The sequence below is a fragment of the Pseudomonas sp. LBUM1656 genome (genome assembly GCF_059716065.1).
Window position 1 is genome coordinate 2532105 of the sequence record NZ_CP166800.1, and the last position, 17953, is coordinate 2550057.

Here is a 17953-nt window from a genome sequence, read left to right on the forward strand (position 1 = left end):
CACACAAAACCCCTGTGGGAGCTAGCCTGCTAGCGATGGCGGAGTGTCAATCGACAATGATGTTGCCTGGCACTCCGCCATCGCTAGCAGGCTAGCTCCCACAGGGATATGTGGTGTGTTCAAGGGCATCACTCATCCAGCCGTTCGGTGTACACCACCCACACGCTGCACGGCATTTTGTACAGCAGGTGCTCCACCGTGCTGCCGATCAACCGGCCCAGGCCGCGATGGCCGACCCGGCCCATGACAATCACGTCGACGTCATAGGCATCGGCATAACGGGTCAGGACCTTGGCCGGGTTGCCCATGATCATGTGCCGTTGCTCGGGCGCTATGCCGTTACGCTCGGCCAAGTCGTTGAACGCGTCTTCCTGGTAGTCGAACAGGGTCTTGGCCTTGCCGGAATTGAAAAACGCCGAACCGTTGTCGAAGCCGAACTCGTCGGCGCTGATGGATGACAGGTCGTAGGCGTACACCACATCCAGCTCGGCGTTGCAGGCGCTTGCCAGTTTCGCGGCTTCGTGAAGGATCCGGTCGTTGAACGTCTTGTAGTGATCATCGCGATGGAAAGGGTCGACCGCCGCGACGATCCGGCGCGGCAGGGCGTGAACGGCATGGCTGACGAAATGCAGCGGCACCGGGCATTCGCGCAGCAGATGCACGTCGAGCGGGGTGAACATCAACCGTGATAGCAGCGATTCGTGCTCCAAGGCCTTGATCAGCACGTCCATCGGCTGTTCTTTGAGGTGAATCAGGATTTCTTCCAGGGGTTTTTCGACCCATGCCACCTCGGTGGTGACGTGCACGCCGATCTTGCGCAAGGGCCGGGCCTGTTCTTCGAGCCACTGACGGTGTCGGTCGACGTAGCCCAAACGCATCTGCTCCAGGGCTTTTTCGTTGACCAGGCTGGCGGTGGCCAAGCCTTCCAGATAATCGAAAGCCACGATGTGCAACGCCGCGTCTTCGGCCTTCGCCAGCGCTGCTGCCCTGTCGAACGCGGGGCTGTGCTCCATCAATGGCGAGGCGACCAGCATGAAGCGTGATTGACCAGACATGGCAAACCTCCCGTGGGTGAACGAAGAGACAGCGGTCATTCAATAGCCATTCAATCCCTTAAGTATTGACCATGATCAACGTCCCGTCCGGCGGTCTGGCAGGTGCAGTTCCATGATGATGGTGCGCTCGGCACCGTGGAATTCGTCGCGGACCTTTCGAAAGCCCAGCTTGGAGTAGAAGGCTTCTGCGGTGATGGAGGAGGGGACGCGCAATACCTTGATTTTCGCCTCGGTGGCGATGGATTCAATCGTTGTCATCAACTGCCGGCCCAGGCCTTCTCTTTGATGTTCGGGGTCGACAAACACGCTGCGCACCACATCGCGATCAAGGCTGGCCGTGGCCACGACATGACTGTCGATCGTTGCGACAAAGACCTGTCGTTGGCTCAACAACGCGCGAACGGATTCGATGGAAAAGCTCTTTTCCACCTGCGCGATGATGTCGGGGGAGTAGTCCAGGGCATTTGATTGGCGCAGCGACTGGATGATGACCTGGCTGATGGCGGCCGCGTCTGCCGGGGTGGCGGGCCTTACTTGCGGTTTCATAGTGCTACCTCAATCCCTTGAACACACAAATCCCCTGTGGGAGCGGCGGTGCGGCGATCCCACAGGGATTTAGGCGATCTTGGCGCCGCGTGCTTCAAGAAGTTCGCGCAATACCGATCGATGGCAATACGCCTCTTCCTCGCAATAACACCCCACCGCCAGCGAGGTTTGATGGGAGAGGGCAGCCAGCAGATCCAGCAACTGATTGGACGCGGGATGGTTCATTTCAGACTTGAACTTGCGCCTGAACGCCTCCCAGGCCTGTTCATCCTCAGCCGCTTTGGCTTCGGCCACCAATTCCGCACTCGGCGACAGCAACGGCTGCCACACATCATAAAAATCCCGACTGGCAAACTCGGCCTTCGGTACCCCGCGAGGCGGGCGGCGTACCGTGCCGATCCGCAGCCCTTCATCGGGCGAGCGGGGTGAGCCGAGTCTTACGATATGGATGGCCATGCCGGGTTACTTGTGACGTGATCCGTCAAACCACTCCATGGCGGTGCGCCAGATGCAGATACCCAGGAAGTACGCGGACATCAGCAACCAAAGTCCCATGACCATCGGGTTGATGACCGGATGGTTGACCACCAGCGACAAGCTGCACAGCAACCAGATGGCCGTCACGGCGATGTTGATCGGCATGAATTTGCGCACGCGGAACGGGTGCAGGAACTTCATGCGCGTCACGGTCAACAAGGCCAGCCCGATGACGGTCAGGAAGGTAATCCATGGCGATGGGGCGATGATGTACAGGCACAGCGCCACGACGTTCCACGCGGCGGGGAAGCCCTGGAAGTAGTTGTCCTTGCTTTTCATGTTGACGTTGCAGAAACAAAACAGCGACGAGACCAGAATCAGCGACACGGTCAGCAGCAGCGTGTAGTTCGGTAACGGGATGTAGCGATAGATGAACAGCGCGGGGATGAACACATACGTCAGGTAGTCGATCACCAGGTCGAGGATCGACCCATCGAAGCTCGGCAGCACCGACTGCACATTGACCTTGCGCGCCAGGGCACCGTCCAGACCATCGACGATCAGGGCCACGCCAAGCCACAGCAGGCAGTTGGTGGCCTGGTTCTCCAGCAAGGCGAGGGTGGCGAGGAAGGCAGTGACCACGCCGGTGGCAGTAAAACCATGGGCGCCCCATGCTTTGAGCCTGGCGATGTGTAGGGTGGATATCACGGGGGCGTTCTCCAAAAAGTGAAGCAAGCCAGTCATCACCCTTCATCAAAAAGGGCGGCGGCAAACCGGTTCGGTTGCAGGTATCGACCGGAAATCCGGGAATAAGGTTCACCGTCTGTAAATCTTAGCTGGGCCGGCAAGAAATACTCCGGATTAATCCGCACTGATGTTCACTTAAATAAGGTGCTTCAGGCCAAACGGTGGTGGCGCATTCAGTAGCGAGGACTATTGTTGCCTGACCGGGTCACTCCCATCGATGAGGACGTCGTCATGAACACCAGCGATTTGCTCGAACAACTCCTGCGGGGCCAGGGCTCCGGGGCGCAACCGGGTGGCGGATCCGCTCAGGGAGGCATCGGCGGCGGTCTGGGCGGGTTGCTTGGCGGCCTGCTGGGCGGTGGCGCCGGCTCAAGCGCGGGCAGTGGCGGCTTGGGTGGCTTGCTCGGTGGTCTGCTGGGCGGCGGTTCGCCCATGGGCGGCGCGACCCGGACCCGCTCGGGCGGTGGCACTAACTATGCGGCCCTGGCGTCGCTCGGGATGATGGCATTCCAGGCGTATCAGGCGTGGCAACGCAGTCAGGCGGCTGCGCCGCAACAGGCACCGCGCACCGTAGATCTGTTGTCCGGTCCGGAGGTTGAGGACCACAGCCATGCAATCCTGCGCGCGTTGATTGCGGCGGCCAAGGCTGATGGCCGGATCGATGAATCCGAAAAGCAGATGATCAGCACCGAAATCGGTCGCCACACCGATGACCCGCAGCTGCAGCAATGGCTGGATGACGAAGTGGCCCGGCCACTGGATGCCGCCGATGTAGCGCAGGCGGCGACGGATCCCGGCATGGCATCAGAGATGTACCTGGCCAGTGTGATGCTGGTGGACGATCAGCAGGATGCCGAGCGCAACTATCTGGATGAGCTGGCGGCGGCGCTGGGCATTGATCCGGAGCTGCAAGTGCATCTGGAGCAGCAGGCCAAGGGTGGCGTGGCCTAGTGGCGTAACGCCGAGCGCCGACTTTGTAGCAGCTGCCGAGCAACGCGAGGCTGCGTTCGGCTGCGAAGCAGTCGTAAAATCAGGCAGCTGGTTCTCTCAGGAGTACCGCGTACACCGGGTTTGCGAGGACTTCGTCCTCGAACGCAGCCTCGCGCTGCTCGGCAGCTGCTACAAGTTTGGCGGTGCTTTGGGGACCAGGAAGATAACCCCGTGCGCTTCGGCTATCTCCAGTATCCGCGGCAAATCCTCCGGCACCCTTAATTGATCCACCGCCGCAAAAAACTGCCCGCCCCGTGGATCCGACACCACGCCAATCATCTTCGCCGTAGGGCTGATGTTCTTGTACGCATGGATCGATCCACCGGGGATATGCACGTAACCCCCGGCCGAGACGGTGGTGGACTTACCCGCCACAGTCACTTCGACCTGGCCGTCGACCACGTAGAACGCCTCGTCCCACGGATGAAAGTGCGGCGGCGGGCCACCACCTTGCACACCTTCCTGGATATGCATTTCAAAGGGCTTGCTCAGGTCGCCGCCCGCAAGGATCGTGATCGCCTCGCCCACGACGTTCACCGGCGCCGGCGATTGCTCGATGACGTGCACCGTTCGCATGATTGCTCTCCGAAGATGAGTCAACACCCGCTGAGTATATGCCTGGCGTGCCAGTCGGGCGCCGCCCCCACAAGCCCGTCCGTCAGGGCAAATTCAACGCCAATTGAATTTTTATCCCGGCAAATTGCTCTGCTGATGTAGAGACCTGTTGATTCAGCGTCCTGCCACTGGCCTCAGACCGAGAGATGCGCCCATGACTGCCCTGACACGACTCGAATCGCGGACTGCCGACGAACACCCGATTCCGACCGCCGGAAGCCTGAAACAAGCCTATGAACACTTGCTGCTTGGCGACGACCCCGAGCAACGGCGCGCACTTGCCCGAACCTTTCTCGAGACGCAGATCGAACACGCCACCGACCTGCCTCAGGAGATGCCGACCGACCTGTCGGCCCTGCAATCGTTCGTCGAACAACACAGTGTCGAGGTCGCCCGCCAATACGCCGACTACTTGCAACAACGCAAGGCAGGCGGGCCGCGCCAGTTCTTCATCAACAAGGCGCACGCGCTGTTTTTCCTGCAAGCCGTGGCCCCGACCAAACTGGTCGACGGCGCCTGGCTGTTTGGCCTGTTGCGTCAGTGGCGCGACCCGCGTTTCGAAGGGCTGATCTGCACCTATCTGGAGGAACTGGGCGACGGCAACCCGGCGCAGAATCATGTGGTGATCTACCGCAAGTTGCTCGCCGAACATGGCCTGCAAGACACCGGCGTGATTGCCGACGAGCATTACCTGCAAGGCGCGATACAACTGGCGCTGGGCGAATCCGCCGACGAATTTCTGCCGGAGGTGATCGGCTATAACCTCGGCTACGAACAACTGCCGCTGCATTTGCTGATCAGCGCTTATGAACTCAGCGAACTGGGCATCGATCCGTACTACTTCACCCTGCACGTGACCATCGACAACGCCAGCACCGGCCACGCCCACAAAGCCGTGCAGTCGGTGCTGCAACTGCTACCGGTGGAAGGTGATCGCGAAGAGTTTCTGCGCCGGGTGGCGCTGGGATATCGGCTCAACGATTTGGGTCAGGGCAGTCGAGCGATCATCGAATCGTTCGACCTCGACGCCGAGCTGCTCAACATGCTCGAACGCAAGCGTCCTTTCGGCCAGCACATGCATTCCGACTACTGCCGCTTCGAAGGCAAGACCGTTAACCAATGGTTGTCGGCGCCGGATCAGTTGCCCGGTTTCCTGACGGCCATGGAGAACAAAGGCTGGATCAAACGTCAGCAGGACCCGCAAGCCAGTCGTTTCTGGCAGTTGATCGAGGGTGACGGCGCCGCGATGTTCGGGGTATTCAGCCCTTACGAAAAACAGCTGCTGCATGACTGGATCGCCGGCGAGTGGACGCCGGAGCGCGCAGCCACAGCGGTTCGCCGGGGCACGAGCGTCGCGACAGAGCCGCCGGTACCCGAAAACGATCCGGATATCCAAAGCCTGCAAACTTCGCTGGATGGCCTTGCCGCACACGAACAGATGCAGGTCTTGATTCCGTGGCTGTCGGCGCATCGGCATTCCCATCCGGCCGGTCTGATGGCTACGCGACGATTCATCGAACTCAAATCCAGACTGCGATAGGAACACGGCATGAATCAGGAAGAGCAACTGGGCGCGGCCGATCTGGCGTTGGTGCAGCTGGGGCGCCGCTTGCAGGCCGATGGCTACCGGTTCATCACCCCGACGCCGCTCACTCACCAGCGGGTCAATGATCGCGCTTTCGGACAAAACGCACGGACCCTGCGTGATGTGTTCGGCTGGTCGCGGTCATTCGAACCGGGCCTGCTGTCGACCGATGAACAAAAGCAGTTGCAGCAGGCGGGCGTCCTTCAAGAAAGTAACGGCCGGCTGAAAAGCCGCGTGCGCTGGTCCAGCCTGGATGACCTGCTGTTCGTGCACTCCGGGTTTCCTACCGACGCCGCCGATGCAGTGTTCTTCGGCCCGGACACCTACCGTTTTGCACAGCTGATTCATGCCCATCTTCAACAAAACTTCGCACCGATCCGGCGCGCCGTGGACATAGGCTGCGGCGCGGGCGTCGGGGCGATTGTGATTGCCCGCGCACGCCGTGAAGCTGAAGTGCTGGCCGTCGACATCAATCCAGCAGCACTGCGCCTGACGGCGGTCAACGCAGCGCTTGCCGAAGTCGCTAACGTCACGGTCGAGGCCAGCGATGTGCTGCAGGACGTTGACGGCCATTTCGACCTGATCGTCGCCAATCCGCCGTACATGGCCGATCCCGCCGAGCGTGCTTATCGCCATGGCGGCGGCGAATTCGGTGAGCAGTTGTCGTTGCGTATTGTCGAGCAAGCGTTGTATCGCCTGGCGCCCGGTGGCTCGTTGGTGCTGTACACCGGCGTGGCAATGATCGATGGCCAGGACCCGTTTCTCGCGGCGCTGACCCCGCGTCTCGAGTCGCCGATGTTTGGCTGGACCTACCGCGAACTCGATCCCGATGTGTTCGGTGAAGAGTTGCTGACTCCAGGCTATCAACGGGTGGAGCGGATTGCAGTCGTGGCCTTGATCGTCACGCGTATCGGCCCCGGCATCGGGGGACGCGTTGAGCCAGCAGGTGCGCCATGAGCAAGAATCTGGACGACTACAACCGCATGCGCGATTTCTCGGCGACCTCTGAACCTGCCGCGAAACGCTCGGGCAAGAAAACCGCGAAAGCCCATGCCTTGCAGTTCTGTATCCAGAAGCACGATGCCTCGCGCCTGCACTATGATTTTCGCCTGGAACTCGATGGCGCGCTGAAAAGCTGGGCAGTACCCAAAGGCCCCTCGCTGGACCCCAAGGTCAAGCGCCTTGCGGTCCACGTAGAAGACCATCCGATCGATTACGCCACGTTCGAGGGCAACATTCCCGAGGGGCATTACGGCGCCGGCGACGTGATTGTCTGGGACCGGGGCGTGTGGATTCCGCAGGAAGATCCGGCCAAGGCGTACGCCAAGGGCAAGCTCAAGTTCGAGCTGCAAGGCGAGAAACTCGCAGGCTTGTGGAACCTGGTGCGCACGCACATGCCCGGCAAACAGGAGCAATGGTTCCTGATCAAGCATCAGGACGGCGCGGCGAAACCCGAAAGCGATTACGACGTGGTCGCCGCCGAGCCGGACAGCGTGCTGAGCGACCGAACCATCGTCCCGAGGAAGGCGAAGGCCGACGCCAAACCCAAGCCGGTCAAGAAGCCGGCGCGCAAGGTCACGCCGAAAGAACAGTCAGCGCAACTCACCGGCGCTCACAAGGCCAGACTGCCTGATCAGCTCAAGCCGGAACTGGCGACGCTGGTGGAAAAAGCCCCGCAGGGCGAGTGGAGCTATGAGATCAAGTTCGACGGCTACCGGATCATGGCCCGCATCGACCACGACGAAGTGAAACTCTTCACCCGCAATGGCCACGACTGGACCCACAAACTGCCGAAGCAGGCCGAGGCGCTGGCCGCGCTGGGCCTGGAATCCGCCTGGCTTGACGGTGAAATGGTGGTGGCCAACGAGCAGGGCGTGCCGGACTTTCAGGCGCTGCAAAATGCCTTCGAAGCCAATCGCAGCGGCAACATCGTTTATTACCTGTTCGACATGCCTTACCTCAATGGCGTGGACCTGCGGGAGGTGCCGGTCGAGGAGCGGCGGGTCGCCCTGGCCACGGTGCTCAAGCCCAATGAAGACCCGCTGCTGCGTTTCTCCGACGCATTCGGCGAAGAACCGGAAGCTTTGCTCAACAGCGCCTGCCAGATGCAGATGGAAGGGCTGATCGGCAAGCGCCTGGGTTCGCCTTACGTGTCTCGGCGCAGCAACGACTGGATCAAGCTCAAGTGCAAGCATCGGCAGGAATTCGTCGTGGTCGGTTTCACCGATCCCAAAGGTGCGCGCAATGCCTTCGGTGCGTTGCTGCTGGGCCTGCACGATCGCGACAGCGGCGAGTTGCGCTACGCCGGCAAGGTTGGCACCGGTTTCAACGAGACCACGCTCAAGCACATCTACGAACAGCTGAAAGCATTGCTGGCGAAAAAGCCCGCGGTGGTCAATCCGCCGACCGGTTTTGACGCCAAGGGCGTGCATTGGCTCAAACCGGTTTTGCTCGCCGAAGTCGCGTTCGCCGAGATGACCAAGGACGGGTCGGTGCGCCATGCGGTGTTCCATGGCCTGCGCGATGACAAACCCGCCGAAGACATCACCGAGGAGCGTCCGAAAGCCGTGAAAGCCCAGACCAGCAAAAAAGCCACCGCTGACAAACCGGCCGCCGCGGCGAAAAAGAAGCCTGCCAAGGCTGCGCCCGCGCCCTCACAAATCGGCCTCGGCGAAGGTAAGGTGCGCATCACCCATCCGGACCGTGTGATCGACGCCAGCAGCGGCACCACCAAGGTGCAATTGGCGGAGTATTACGCGAGCGTCGCCGAATGGATTTTGCCCGAACTCAAGGACCGGCCAGTGGCGCTGGTGCGCGCCCCGGACGGCATCGCCGGCGAGCTGTTCTTCCAGAAGAACGCCGAGCGCCTGGCCATTCCCGGCATCACCACGCTGGACAAGGACGTCACCGGCCAACCGGTGATGATCATCAACAATGCCGAAGCCCTGATTGGCGCCGTGCAGATGAGCACCGTGGAGTTGCACACCTGGAACGCCACGTCGGACAACCTCGACAAACCTGACCGCTTCGTCCTCGACCTCGACCCTGACCCGGCGTTACCGTGGAAAAGCATGGTCGAGGCGACTCAACTGACGCTGTCGGTGCTTGATGAATTGGGGCTCAAGGCTTTTCTCAAGACCAGCGGTGGCAAAGGGATTCACTTGGTGGTGCCGCTGACTCGCAAGCTCGGTTGGGACGAGGTGAAAGACTTCAGTCACGCGATTGTCAGCCACATGGCCAAGCTGCTGCCGGAGCGTTTTTCCGCAGTGTCGGGACCGAAGAATCGGGTCGGGCGGATCTTCATCGACTACCTGCGCAATGGCTTGGGCGCCACCACTATCTGCGCCTATGCCGCGCGCACCCGCTAAGGGCTGCCGGTGTCGGTGCCGATCTTTCGTGATGAGGTGGCCGAATTGAAGGGCGGTAATCAGTGGAACATTCACAACGTGCAGGAACGCCTGGCGGAAGTGGGTGATGAGCCTTGGGCCGACCTGAAGAAAACCCGGCAAGCGATCACCGCCGACATGCGTCGGCGGGTCGGGATGAAAAAATAGCTACCGACGCAGCTTTGTAGCAGCTGCCGAGCAGCGCGAGGCTGCGTTCGGCGACGCAGTCGTCGTAAAACCTGCGCAGGCGGTCATCCTGATGCACCGCATGTTCTGATTTCACGACGACTTCGTCGCCGAACGCAGCCTCGCGCTGCTCGGCAGCTGCTACAGGGTTGTCGCTAGCGGATAAACGCCTGCAAATCGCTGGTCAATTTATCGATCGCCACTTTGAAATCCTTGGCAGTGATTTTCTGGCTGGCGTTTTCCAGTGTGCTACCGAACACCTTGCGCACCACCTTGGCCACTGTCTTGTCGGTGCTGGCGTCGATGAACTCGGCTTCTATGAACAGCGTGGTGTCCTGATCCCGATGCCCGCTGGCCGCGGAAACACCACCGACGACAGCCGCGACAGGCACCACTTCATACCATTTCATGCCTTCGTTTTCGGCGTTCACCCCGGTGATCGCTGCGCGCAGGATCAGTTTTTTTGAACCGGCCGGCGCTGATTGTTCGCTCGACACCACACGGTATCTCTGGCCCAGCACGCCTTTGGCTTTGCTGGTCATGTAGCTCTGCAGTTCATCCAGGGTTTGCCGATTGACCCGCTCGTTGGGTTTGGGCGCCGGATAGAGCTCCAGTTTGTTGAAGACGACGGTGTCATAGGCTTTCGGATTCCACGACGGGCTGACCCAGCGCATGGCAGTCTCGCCGCTGCTGGTGGTGACTTGCTGCAGGTTGTTGTAGTCAGTCAGGAAGCCTGAGTACTGGTCTTTTTCCGTGACTTTCGAGGTACACCCGCCGAGCAACAGGCTGGCAAGTGCAGCGCCGATGAACAGTTTCTGCGACAGGTTCATATGTTTTCTACTCCGTAGGTTCAGCGCAGGGTCGGCCCGGTCATTCCAGGCCGGGGCAAACCCTGGCTGAAACCGGATCCTTCGCCATGAGCGTAGGTTCGGTCGCAAAATTTTCCAGTCGTTTTCAGAGAGTCGACAGAGGATGGGGCGGCGAGCAACATCCGCCGCCCCGATGACAGCTATTTGCCGACCGTGCCTGCCAGCAACGGCGCCATCTGTTCATCGGTCAATGCCGCCTGGACGTCCATCTTCATGATGTCGTTCCACTCCAGCACCCACTTCTGAATCTGCACCAGATCACTGGCTTCTGCGATGCCAAAACCGCTCGAACCGCCAACGGCATGCCAGCGCCCGAGCATCTGGACGCCGGCCGGTGGAACGGCGCCGGTCTTGAGGAAGCGCTCGATCGCTTTGTTACGGTTATCCGGATTAATCGACCAACTGACGATGAATAACATTTGCCACCTCCTGATAAGGATTGGCACCTGTTTGTCTGCGCGCACCGGGTTGGCGCCGGGACCACGGTGACGCTGTGTCTAGCGCTACTTGCCCCCATGTGAAGGCATAGCAGCGCCCGGCCGTCTACGTACGACCGCTGATCCTCTTTAATGGCTTTTTCGAGGTTTGGGTGACGTCTGTTTCACCAGCGAAACATCGGCAGCGGCTTGAGCGGGGAGCGCAGGAATTGCCGCGCGGTCTGCCGGAGCAGCATCCCGTGAAAGCCATGATTGGGCAGCGCCGATTTCACCGTTTTGATGTAGGCCCGTGGGAGGCCGAACGTCAGCAAGCCGAGGGACACATCAATGACATCGGCACGCCGGAAGGGCTCGACGCTGAGTGCATGGTCGGCAGCGTAGGCCCGCACCTTGTGGTGCTCCATAATCAGCGCCGTCACTTCGTCGCTCAAGTACGACAGTTGCCGCTTGGCGAGGTAATCGGTGGCCAGGCGGACCGAGGGTTCCAGGTAATCGATGGTCTGGTCGGTCCAGATGCCCAGGTCGTGAAACGCCCCCGCGATCTGCACCGCTTCGGACGGCAGGCCTTCAATGCCGCTGATCGCGCGGTAGAAGTTCAGCACCCGGTAAATGTGATTGCGATAACCCGGCAAATCGGTGCCGATCGCCAGCGCATAGGACGTGAGTATTTCGTCGGTAACGGGGAATTCGAGAAGGGGGTTCATCGGTGCGGACCTCAGGCGTCGCGCAACAGGTCATTGGCGTTGAGGATCTCGAAGGCGATCTCCGGGCGTTTTTCCAGGCTGCGACGAATCGCGGCCGGGATCGACTGCCGGGTCTTGCGGCACAGACCGGGCAACTCGCCGAGGGTGATGCCGATGCCGCGCATTGTGCGTACTTCGTTGAAGCTGGGGACGATGTCCACGCGGATGCCCAACTGTTCGTACATGCGGTTTTGCAAGCGTACGAGGTCAGCCAGGCTTTGCAGGTTTTCCAGACGTTCGAGCAGACGCTTTTCTTCCTGCCGGGTCAGAAACAGGATGCGCACGTCCGCGCCCGGTGTTTCCAGCAACGGGTCTCGCCCGCAGATGCAGGCGCCGGGCGGGCAGGGTGAGCGGATCGGGGTCGAGGTCGTCATGGGCCTTAATCATAGAGCGGCCCGGACAAATCGTCAGTCGGAAATATCGGTCACCGGGATGATCTGTTCGCCATCGCGCTGAGTGCCGGTCACGGTTTTCTTTTCCCGACGATCATTGATCCAGTTGTCCACTTGGGCGCCGAACTCGGCCGGGGCTTTGCGCCCGACCCTGCGGGCAAGGTCGAGAATGGTCTGCTGGGCGAGGGCGTCTTCCATGCGTTGCTGGGCGGTCATCATGACCGCGTGAACCGAGCAATGACCTTCCACGGCCCACGTCGGCGGGGAACCGTCAAACAGCGCACAACGCCCGCGGATATCACGGCAATCGAAGATCAGCTTCTGGCCATCGATGGCGTTGACGATGTCCAGCACGCTGATTTCATCCGCCGGCCGCGCCAGTTTGAAGCCGCCGCGCACACCTTCGGTCGCCACGACCAGTCTGGCCTTGGCCAGCTTGGTGAAGATTTTTGCCAGGTAGTCCAGCGGCACGCCTTGCAGTTCAGCGAGGTCGCGCACGCTTGCCTCACGGCTATCGCCGTGATCGCCCACCAGAAAAAGCAGGCAATGAATGCCGTACTCAACGCCTGCGCTGTAAAGAGACATGGTTATCTCCGACTGAATGAGTCGCCAATATTACCAGCCGATGGTGAGGGGTGCAACGAACCATCGGGTTGGCTTTGATCGGCTATATGACCTGTGCTGCCTAAGGGCAGAAGCTTGTGTCCGGAGTTTCGAAGTATTTGTATGAGTGATGATAACCATCGATAGAAGGTCGTTGCTTCCTATAACTCGGATCACTATAGTCGCCGTTGCCAGCTCGGCACTGAGTTCAGTCTTTGGTCTTCTTCGGAGTTAAAACAATGAAACAGCACATTCTGGTAATCGGCGCAGGTTTCGGTGGCATGTGGACGGCATTGAGCGCTACACGCCTGTTGGACATCCACGATCACAACCACGTAGAAGTCACGGTTCTGGCGCCACAGGCCGAGCTGAGGGTGCGTCCGCGCTTCTACGAGCCGAATGCTCATCAACTCGCTGCACCGCTTGGCGACCTGTTCGATGCGGTCGGTGTGAAGTTCATCAAAGGCGCCGCAGAAACCATCGACGTGCAGCAAAAAAGTGTCGGCTACACCGATGAATCGGGTGCCAAACACGTGTGCAGCTACGACAAACTCGTTCTGGCCACCGGCAGCGGGCTCGCGCTGCCCAACACCCCCGGCGTGGCCAAACACGCCTTCGACGTGGACCAGATTGAACAAGCCGTTCGCCTGGAGAACCATCTGAAATCCCTGGCCAACCTGCCGCAAAGCAAGGCCCGCAACACCGTCGTGGTGGCCGGCGGTGGTTTCACCGGGATTGAAACGGCGACCGAAATGCCAGCACGTCTGCGGGCAATCCTCGGTGAAGAGGCCGACATCGAAGTGATCATCGTTGATCGCGGTGAAAAAGTCGGGGCGTCCATGGGCAGCGAAATCAGCCAGTCAATCGCCGAAGCCAGCACTGAGCTGGGCGTGCAATGGCGCTTGAAGTCGTCGGTGGTGGCCGTCGATGAAAACGGTGTGACCCTGGACAATGGCCAACGCATCGACGCCAAAACCGTGGTCTGGACCACCGGTGTACGGGCCAGCTCGCTGACCGAGCAGATCCCGGCCGAACGCGATCACCTCGGCCGCCTGCACGTCGACGCGCACCTGAAAGTCATCGGTCAGGACGACATTTTCGCCACCGGCGACGTGGCTTACGCCGCCACTGACGACATCGGCAACTACGCCCTGATGACCTGCCAACACGCAATCTCGCTGGGGCGTCACGCCGGCAACAACGTTGCTGCGCAAATTCTGGGTGTGGATCCGAAGGCGTACAGTCAGCCCAAGTACGTTACCTGCCTGGATCTGGGGGCGTGGGGCGCGGTGTACACCGAGGGTTGGGATCGCCAGGTCAAACTGGTCAAGGAAGAAGGCAAGTCGCTGAAGACCCAGATCAACACGGTGTGGATCTACCCGCCGGCGGCAGACCGCGCAACAGCGCTGGCGGCAGCGGATCCGATGATCCCGGTTGTGGCCTAAGAGGTTGGCAGAGCTGTCTCGATAAGTCGGCCGGCCTGAAAAAATCCCGCTCAAGTGACCTTGGGCGGGATTTTTTTGTTCAGATGCGGAAGGCTTGCCGGCCTACCAGCAACCATTTGCCAGCCTTTTTCTGCCAGATCTGGAAGTTCTCGATTTCGGTCGGGACCAGCTCGGTGCCCTTTATCGCCTGTGCCGAAAAATGATGGCGAACCAGCGCTACATCACCCGAGACGGTGATGGTCTGGTTTTGCATTTCCAGGGTTTTGAACGCGCTCTTGCCCGTTTCGATATCGGCGATGAAGGCTTTCTTGTCCTGTACCTTGCCGCTGGAGTGGCCGTAGGTCAGGTTCTCGGCGGTCAACGCTTTCAGTTCGGGGATGTTCTTGTGGAGCATGGCTTGCGTCAGATGATCCACAGCGTCCGCCACATCCTTCTCGCCCGGTGCAGGGGCTGCCGCCACGTAGCCACTGAACAGGCACAGAAAACCGATCAGCAATTTGACTCTCTTCATGGGTATTTCCTTGTTGTTATGAATGACTCGTCGGTCATCGTACAACCTGGAGGAAAATAATTGAATAGTGGCAAAGCGACCTGGCAAGACTTCTATGGGGTGATAGAAGTCTTGCCGGGAAAGGGGAAGGAACTCTGGATCACTGCTTCAGGCCAGCATCGACATCAAGGCACCTTGGCGGTCCAGTTTGGCCAGGTCATCGAAGCCGCCGACATGGGTGTCACCGATAAATATTTGCGGCACGCTGCGACGACCGCTGCGGGTGAGCATCTCCTGGAATTTGCCGGGGTCCGACTGAACGTTTATTTCCCGGGTGGCGATCCCTTTGCTGGCCAGCAATGCCTTGGCATTGCGGCAATAGGGGCAGGTGTCAGTGGTGTAAAGCGTCACAGTGCTCATGGTGTGAACTCCTCAGATTTGAGATCCGATTCAAGCGTCGATCGCAGGAAAGTCGATCTCGGTCAGGGCCAGATTGTTCAGGTAGTTGGTCAGCGTCTGCGAGGCAATGTGGGCGACCACCTCGATGATCTTGGCGTCGGTGATGCCGGCTGCGCGCGCCGCTTCAATCTGCTCGTTGCTCAAGTGGCCGCGACTTTCGGTGATTTGTTGGGCGAGGGTGGCGAATGCATTGAGTTGCCCGTGTCGTGCGCTGAGAATGTCTTGTGCAGACAGCCCGGCCTTGCCGGCAAACAACGTGTGCGCCGCCAGGCAGTAGTCGCAGCCGTTGACCTGCGAGGTGGCCAGGAAGATCGCTTCTTTTTCAGTCGCACTCAGGGACGTTTTGCCCAGGGCCACCGATTGTTGCAAATAGGCAGACAGCACAGCGGGTGCATGGGCCAGCGTCTTGAAGACGTTGGGCAAAAAGCCGATTTTCTTTTGCACGCCTTCCAGCAGCGGGCGAGTGGTGTCGGTGGCTTGGTCAAGGCTCAGGGTGTTGATGCGGCTCATGGTGAGACTCCGTCGATTCAAGCGCGGTATGCGCTGGGTACGGGGTCCATGCTAGGGAGCTGCGCTGGCCTTGAGGGTGCAAATCGTCGAGGATATGCGACAGATCGTCCAAATATGTCTCCGGGGAGCCGTTCCATGGATCGCTTGTCCACTTTGCTCACGCATTTCGGTGTCAGTGCCGGAACCTTTCACAGCGGGGATTTTTGCGGCGTCACGGCGTTTGAGGGCGACCAGGCCACCGGGCACCTGCATCTGCTTCAGGCCGGTGAATTGACGCTCAAACTTGCGGATGGGCGAGACCTGCAGCTCAATGAGCCGACGTTGATTTTCTTCCCGCGACCTTATCGCCATCGGTTGTTCGCCAACGAAACGTCTGGCACGCAACTGGTGTGCGCGACCCTGGAATTCGATGGCGGGGCGGGCAATGCCCTGGCGGCGGCGCTGCCTGAATACCTGGTGCTCACACTCGACAGTATCCCGACCATGGCCGGCACGCTGGACTGGTTGTTCAGCGAGGCCTTTGGCGGTATTTGCGGTCGCGAAGCGATGATGGACCGACTGTTCGAACTGCTGGTGATTCAGCTGTTGCGGCACATTCTGACCAGCCGCGATCAGACGCCCGGGATGATGGCCGGTCTCGCCGATCCGCGCCTGGCGCGCCCCTTGAGCCTGATGCACGACTCGCCCGGCAAGGCCTGGACCGTGGCCGAACTGTCGGCGGCGGCCAACATGTCCCGGGCCAGTTTCGCCGAATATTTTCGCTCGGTAGTGGGGCAGACGCCGGTCGACTACCTGGTGAGCTGGCGGATCAGCCTGGCGCAGAAACGCTTGCGAGAAGGCAAGTCGATTGCGCTGATCGCTGATGAAGTGGGCTACGAAAGCCCCTCTGCACTGGCCCGGGCGTTCCGGCGTAAAACCGGTACTAGCCCGCGCGAATGGCTGCAAGACGCCAAACGCCCGCGCTGACTACCCCGACCGGTTAAACACATTCCAATGTGGGAGCGGCGGTGCGACGATTCGACTTGCTCGCGAAGAGGCCGGCACATCCAACATTGATGGCGACTGAACCACCGCTTTCGCGAGCAAGCCCGCTCCCACAAGGCATTGTGCTCAACCGGCAGGCTGTTTGGTGAGCGTGAGATAGACTCATCAACGGGCATCGAACCGTGGGAGTGACACCTGTGGCGCAATTCAAATGGACTCGTTGATCACCGCCGCAGCGCACGCACTCGCGGCGGGTGATCCCCTCGGTGCGCTGAACCGGGTTTCCTTGCGCGACGATGCGCCTGCGTTGGCACTTCGCGGTATCGCCATGGCGCAGTTGGGCGATCTGGTTCGGGCAAAGGCATTGGTGCGCAGCGCTGCACGCGCCTTCGGTCCGAAAGCGCCGGTGGCCCGGGCGCGATGCGTGGTCGCCGAAGCCGAAATCGCCCTGGCTTCCCGGGATCTGGGCTGGCCGGTGAAGGCGCTCGAAGCGGCGCGATTGACGCTGGAGGCCCATGGCGATCACTCGAACGCGGCCCATGCGCGGTATTTGCAGATACGCCGATTGTTGCTGATCGGGCATCTGGATGAGGTCGAAAGTTTGCTCGCCGAGCTCGACCCCGCGCCGCTGCCGCCGGCATTGCGCGCCGTTCATGAGTGGGTGGTGGTCGGGATCGCCGTGCGGCGACTCGAAACAAAAAAGGCGCGGTCTGCGCTAGAAAGGGCTCAACGTGCTGCGTTCGACGCGGGCATTCCCGCACTGACCGCCGAGGTTGAACACGCCGCTCAAGTTCTCAATACGCCTGTGGCACGACGGATTGCCCGTGGTGAAGAGCGCCCCCTGTTGCTGGATGAAGTGGAAGCGCTGCTGAGTTCACCGTCACTGGTGGTGGACGCGTGCCGATACGGCGTGCGCGGCGCGGGGATGTCGGTGTCCCTGGCCAAGCGCCCGGTGCTGTTCACGCTCTTACGGGCGTTGGCCGAAGCCTGGCCCGCAGATGTGGCGCGGGAAACCCTGATCACCCAGGCCTTTCGCTTGAAGCTCACCGACGAGTCCCATCGCGCGCGATTGCGCGTCGAAATCGGTCGGCTTCGCGCGGCGCTGAAACCTCTGGCGGGTGTCAGTGCGACCAAGCGCGGGTTTGCGCTGCAACCACAGATTGCTGACGACGTTGTAGTACTGGCGCGGCCCGTCGAAGAGCCGCAAGCGGCGCTGCTCGCTTTCCTCGCCGACGGCGAGTCGTGGTCGAGCTCCGCGCTCGCCCTGGCGCTGAAGGCCGGTCAGCGCACCGTGCAACGGGCACTCGATTCGCTGGCGGTTGCGGGCAAAGTGCATTCGTTTGGCCGCGGGCGAGCCCGGCGCTGGATGATGCCGCCGCTGCCGGGATTCGCGACGACTTTGTTACTCACAGCCTGGGTGCCGGGTGACTAGGA

At 60.6% G+C, this 17953-nt stretch carries 19 protein-coding genes and 1 pseudogene; 7 read left to right on the top strand and 13 right to left on the bottom strand.

The genetic code is table 11. The annotated features are described in order from the left end of the window. Positions 1 to 128 precede the first annotated feature (128 nt). The 4 genes from ACA072_RS11485 to pcsA form a co-directional block, all read right to left on the bottom strand. Complete coding sequence (locus ACA072_RS11485; protein WP_497624396.1) at positions 129 to 1055, bottom strand: universal stress protein; 927 nt, start codon at positions 1053 to 1055, stop codon at positions 129 to 131. 75 nt (positions 1056 to 1130) lie between these two features. Continuing rightward, positions 1131 to 1601: a GNAT family N-acetyltransferase gene (locus ACA072_RS11490; protein WP_497624397.1), complete on the bottom strand. Its 471-nt coding sequence runs from the start codon at positions 1599 to 1601 to the stop codon at positions 1131 to 1133. Positions 1602 to 1670: 69 nt separating this feature from the next. Then, on the bottom strand, positions 1671 to 2057 hold the full coding sequence (locus tag ACA072_RS11495) for a DUF488 domain-containing protein (RefSeq protein ID WP_497624398.1): 387 nt from the start codon (positions 2055 to 2057) through the stop codon (positions 1671 to 1673). A 6-nt stretch (positions 2058 to 2063) separates the two neighbouring features. Continuing rightward, on the bottom strand, positions 2064 to 2786 hold the full coding sequence (gene pcsA, locus ACA072_RS11500) for a phosphatidylcholine synthase (RefSeq protein ID WP_497624399.1): 723 nt from the start codon (positions 2784 to 2786) through the stop codon (positions 2064 to 2066). A gap of 270 nt (positions 2787 to 3056) precedes the next feature. Here pcsA and ACA072_RS11505 point away from each other — a divergent pair, with 270 nt between their 5' ends. Further along, on the top strand, positions 3057 to 3776 hold the full coding sequence (locus tag ACA072_RS11505; RefSeq protein ID WP_497624400.1) for a tellurite resistance TerB family protein: 720 nt from the start codon (positions 3057 to 3059) through the stop codon (positions 3774 to 3776). A gap of 168 nt (positions 3777 to 3944) precedes the next feature. On the opposite strand, the gene ACA072_RS11510 is transcribed toward ACA072_RS11505, so the two are convergent. Beyond that, positions 3945 to 4391: a cupin domain-containing protein gene (locus tag ACA072_RS11510; protein ID WP_497624401.1), complete on the bottom strand. Its 447-nt coding sequence runs from the start codon at positions 4389 to 4391 to the stop codon at positions 3945 to 3947. Between the two features lie 193 nt (positions 4392 to 4584). Here ACA072_RS11510 and ACA072_RS11515 point away from each other — a divergent pair, with 193 nt between their 5' ends. The 3 genes and pseudogenes from ACA072_RS11515 to ligD all read left to right on the top strand — a co-directional run bounded on the left by ACA072_RS11515 (position 4585) and on the right by ligD (position 9569). Then, complete coding sequence (locus ACA072_RS11515; RefSeq protein ID WP_497624402.1) at positions 4585 to 5970, top strand: iron-containing redox enzyme family protein; 1386 nt, start codon at positions 4585 to 4587, stop codon at positions 5968 to 5970. Between the two features lie 9 nt (positions 5971 to 5979). Further along, positions 5980 to 6972 carry a methyltransferase gene (locus ACA072_RS11520; protein WP_497624403.1) on the top strand — a complete coding sequence of 331 codons (993 nt, stop codon included), beginning with the start codon at positions 5980 to 5982 and terminating at the stop codon, positions 6970 to 6972. Next, positions 6969 to 9569, top strand: a pseudogene (gene ligD, locus ACA072_RS11525) (DNA ligase D). Before ACA072_RS11520 ends, ligD begins: the two are co-directional and overlap by 4 nt. A 173-nt stretch (positions 9570 to 9742) precedes the next feature. Here the strand turns inward: ligD and ACA072_RS11530 are convergent. The 5 genes from ACA072_RS11530 to ACA072_RS11550 all read right to left on the bottom strand — a co-directional run bounded on the left by ACA072_RS11530 (position 9743) and on the right by ACA072_RS11550 (position 12613). After that, positions 9743 to 10417 (bottom strand): DUF3313 domain-containing protein, encoded by a 675-nt coding sequence (locus ACA072_RS11530; RefSeq protein ID WP_497624404.1) that lies wholly within the window; start codon positions 10415 to 10417, stop codon positions 9743 to 9745. A 179-nt stretch (positions 10418 to 10596) separates the two neighbouring features. After that, a complete protein-coding gene (locus ACA072_RS11535; RefSeq protein ID WP_497624405.1) occupies positions 10597 to 10875 on the bottom strand; it encodes a DUF3303 domain-containing protein in 279 nt (92 codons plus the stop codon). 182 nt (positions 10876 to 11057) lie between these two features. Then, positions 11058 to 11597 (bottom strand): HD domain-containing protein, encoded by a 540-nt coding sequence (locus tag ACA072_RS11540; RefSeq protein ID WP_497624406.1) that lies wholly within the window; start codon positions 11595 to 11597, stop codon positions 11058 to 11060. A gap of 11 nt (positions 11598 to 11608) precedes the next feature. Then, a complete protein-coding gene (locus ACA072_RS11545; protein ID WP_497624407.1) occupies positions 11609 to 12010 on the bottom strand; it encodes a hypothetical protein in 402 nt (133 codons plus the stop codon). Between the two features lie 33 nt (positions 12011 to 12043). Continuing rightward, positions 12044 to 12613, bottom strand: coding sequence for an RrF2 family transcriptional regulator (locus ACA072_RS11550; RefSeq protein ID WP_497624408.1), 570 nt, complete (start codon positions 12611 to 12613; stop codon positions 12044 to 12046). A 257-nt stretch (positions 12614 to 12870) separates the two neighbouring features. Here ACA072_RS11550 and ACA072_RS11555 point away from each other — a divergent pair, with 257 nt between their 5' ends. Continuing rightward, on the top strand, positions 12871 to 14076 hold the full coding sequence (locus ACA072_RS11555; protein ID WP_497624409.1) for an NAD(P)/FAD-dependent oxidoreductase: 1206 nt from the start codon (positions 12871 to 12873) through the stop codon (positions 14074 to 14076). Between the two features lie 79 nt (positions 14077 to 14155). On the opposite strand, the gene ACA072_RS11560 is transcribed toward ACA072_RS11555, so the two are convergent. The 3 genes from ACA072_RS11560 to ACA072_RS11570 form a co-directional block, all read right to left on the bottom strand. After that, positions 14156 to 14587, bottom strand: coding sequence for a nuclear transport factor 2 family protein (locus ACA072_RS11560; RefSeq protein WP_497624410.1), 432 nt, complete (start codon positions 14585 to 14587; stop codon positions 14156 to 14158). 147 nt (positions 14588 to 14734) lie between these two features. Further along, positions 14735 to 14986, bottom strand: a complete 252-nt coding sequence (gene grxC, locus ACA072_RS11565; protein WP_461958364.1) for a glutaredoxin 3 — start codon at positions 14984 to 14986, stop codon at positions 14735 to 14737. Between the two features lie 30 nt (positions 14987 to 15016). Further along, on the bottom strand, positions 15017 to 15535 hold the full coding sequence (locus ACA072_RS11570) for a carboxymuconolactone decarboxylase family protein (protein ID WP_497624411.1): 519 nt from the start codon (positions 15533 to 15535) through the stop codon (positions 15017 to 15019). Between the two features lie 135 nt (positions 15536 to 15670). Between ACA072_RS11570 and ACA072_RS11575 the strand changes: the two genes are divergently transcribed. Together ACA072_RS11575 and ACA072_RS11580 are read left to right on the top strand one after the other, a co-directional pair. Next, positions 15671 to 16501, top strand: coding sequence for an AraC family transcriptional regulator (locus ACA072_RS11575; RefSeq protein WP_497624412.1), 831 nt, complete (start codon positions 15671 to 15673; stop codon positions 16499 to 16501). 229 nt (positions 16502 to 16730) lie between these two features. Further along, positions 16731 to 17951: a helix-turn-helix domain-containing protein gene (locus ACA072_RS11580; protein ID WP_497624413.1), complete on the top strand. Its 1221-nt coding sequence runs from the start codon at positions 16731 to 16733 to the stop codon at positions 17949 to 17951. The last annotated feature ends 2 nt before the right edge of the window (positions 17952 to 17953 follow it).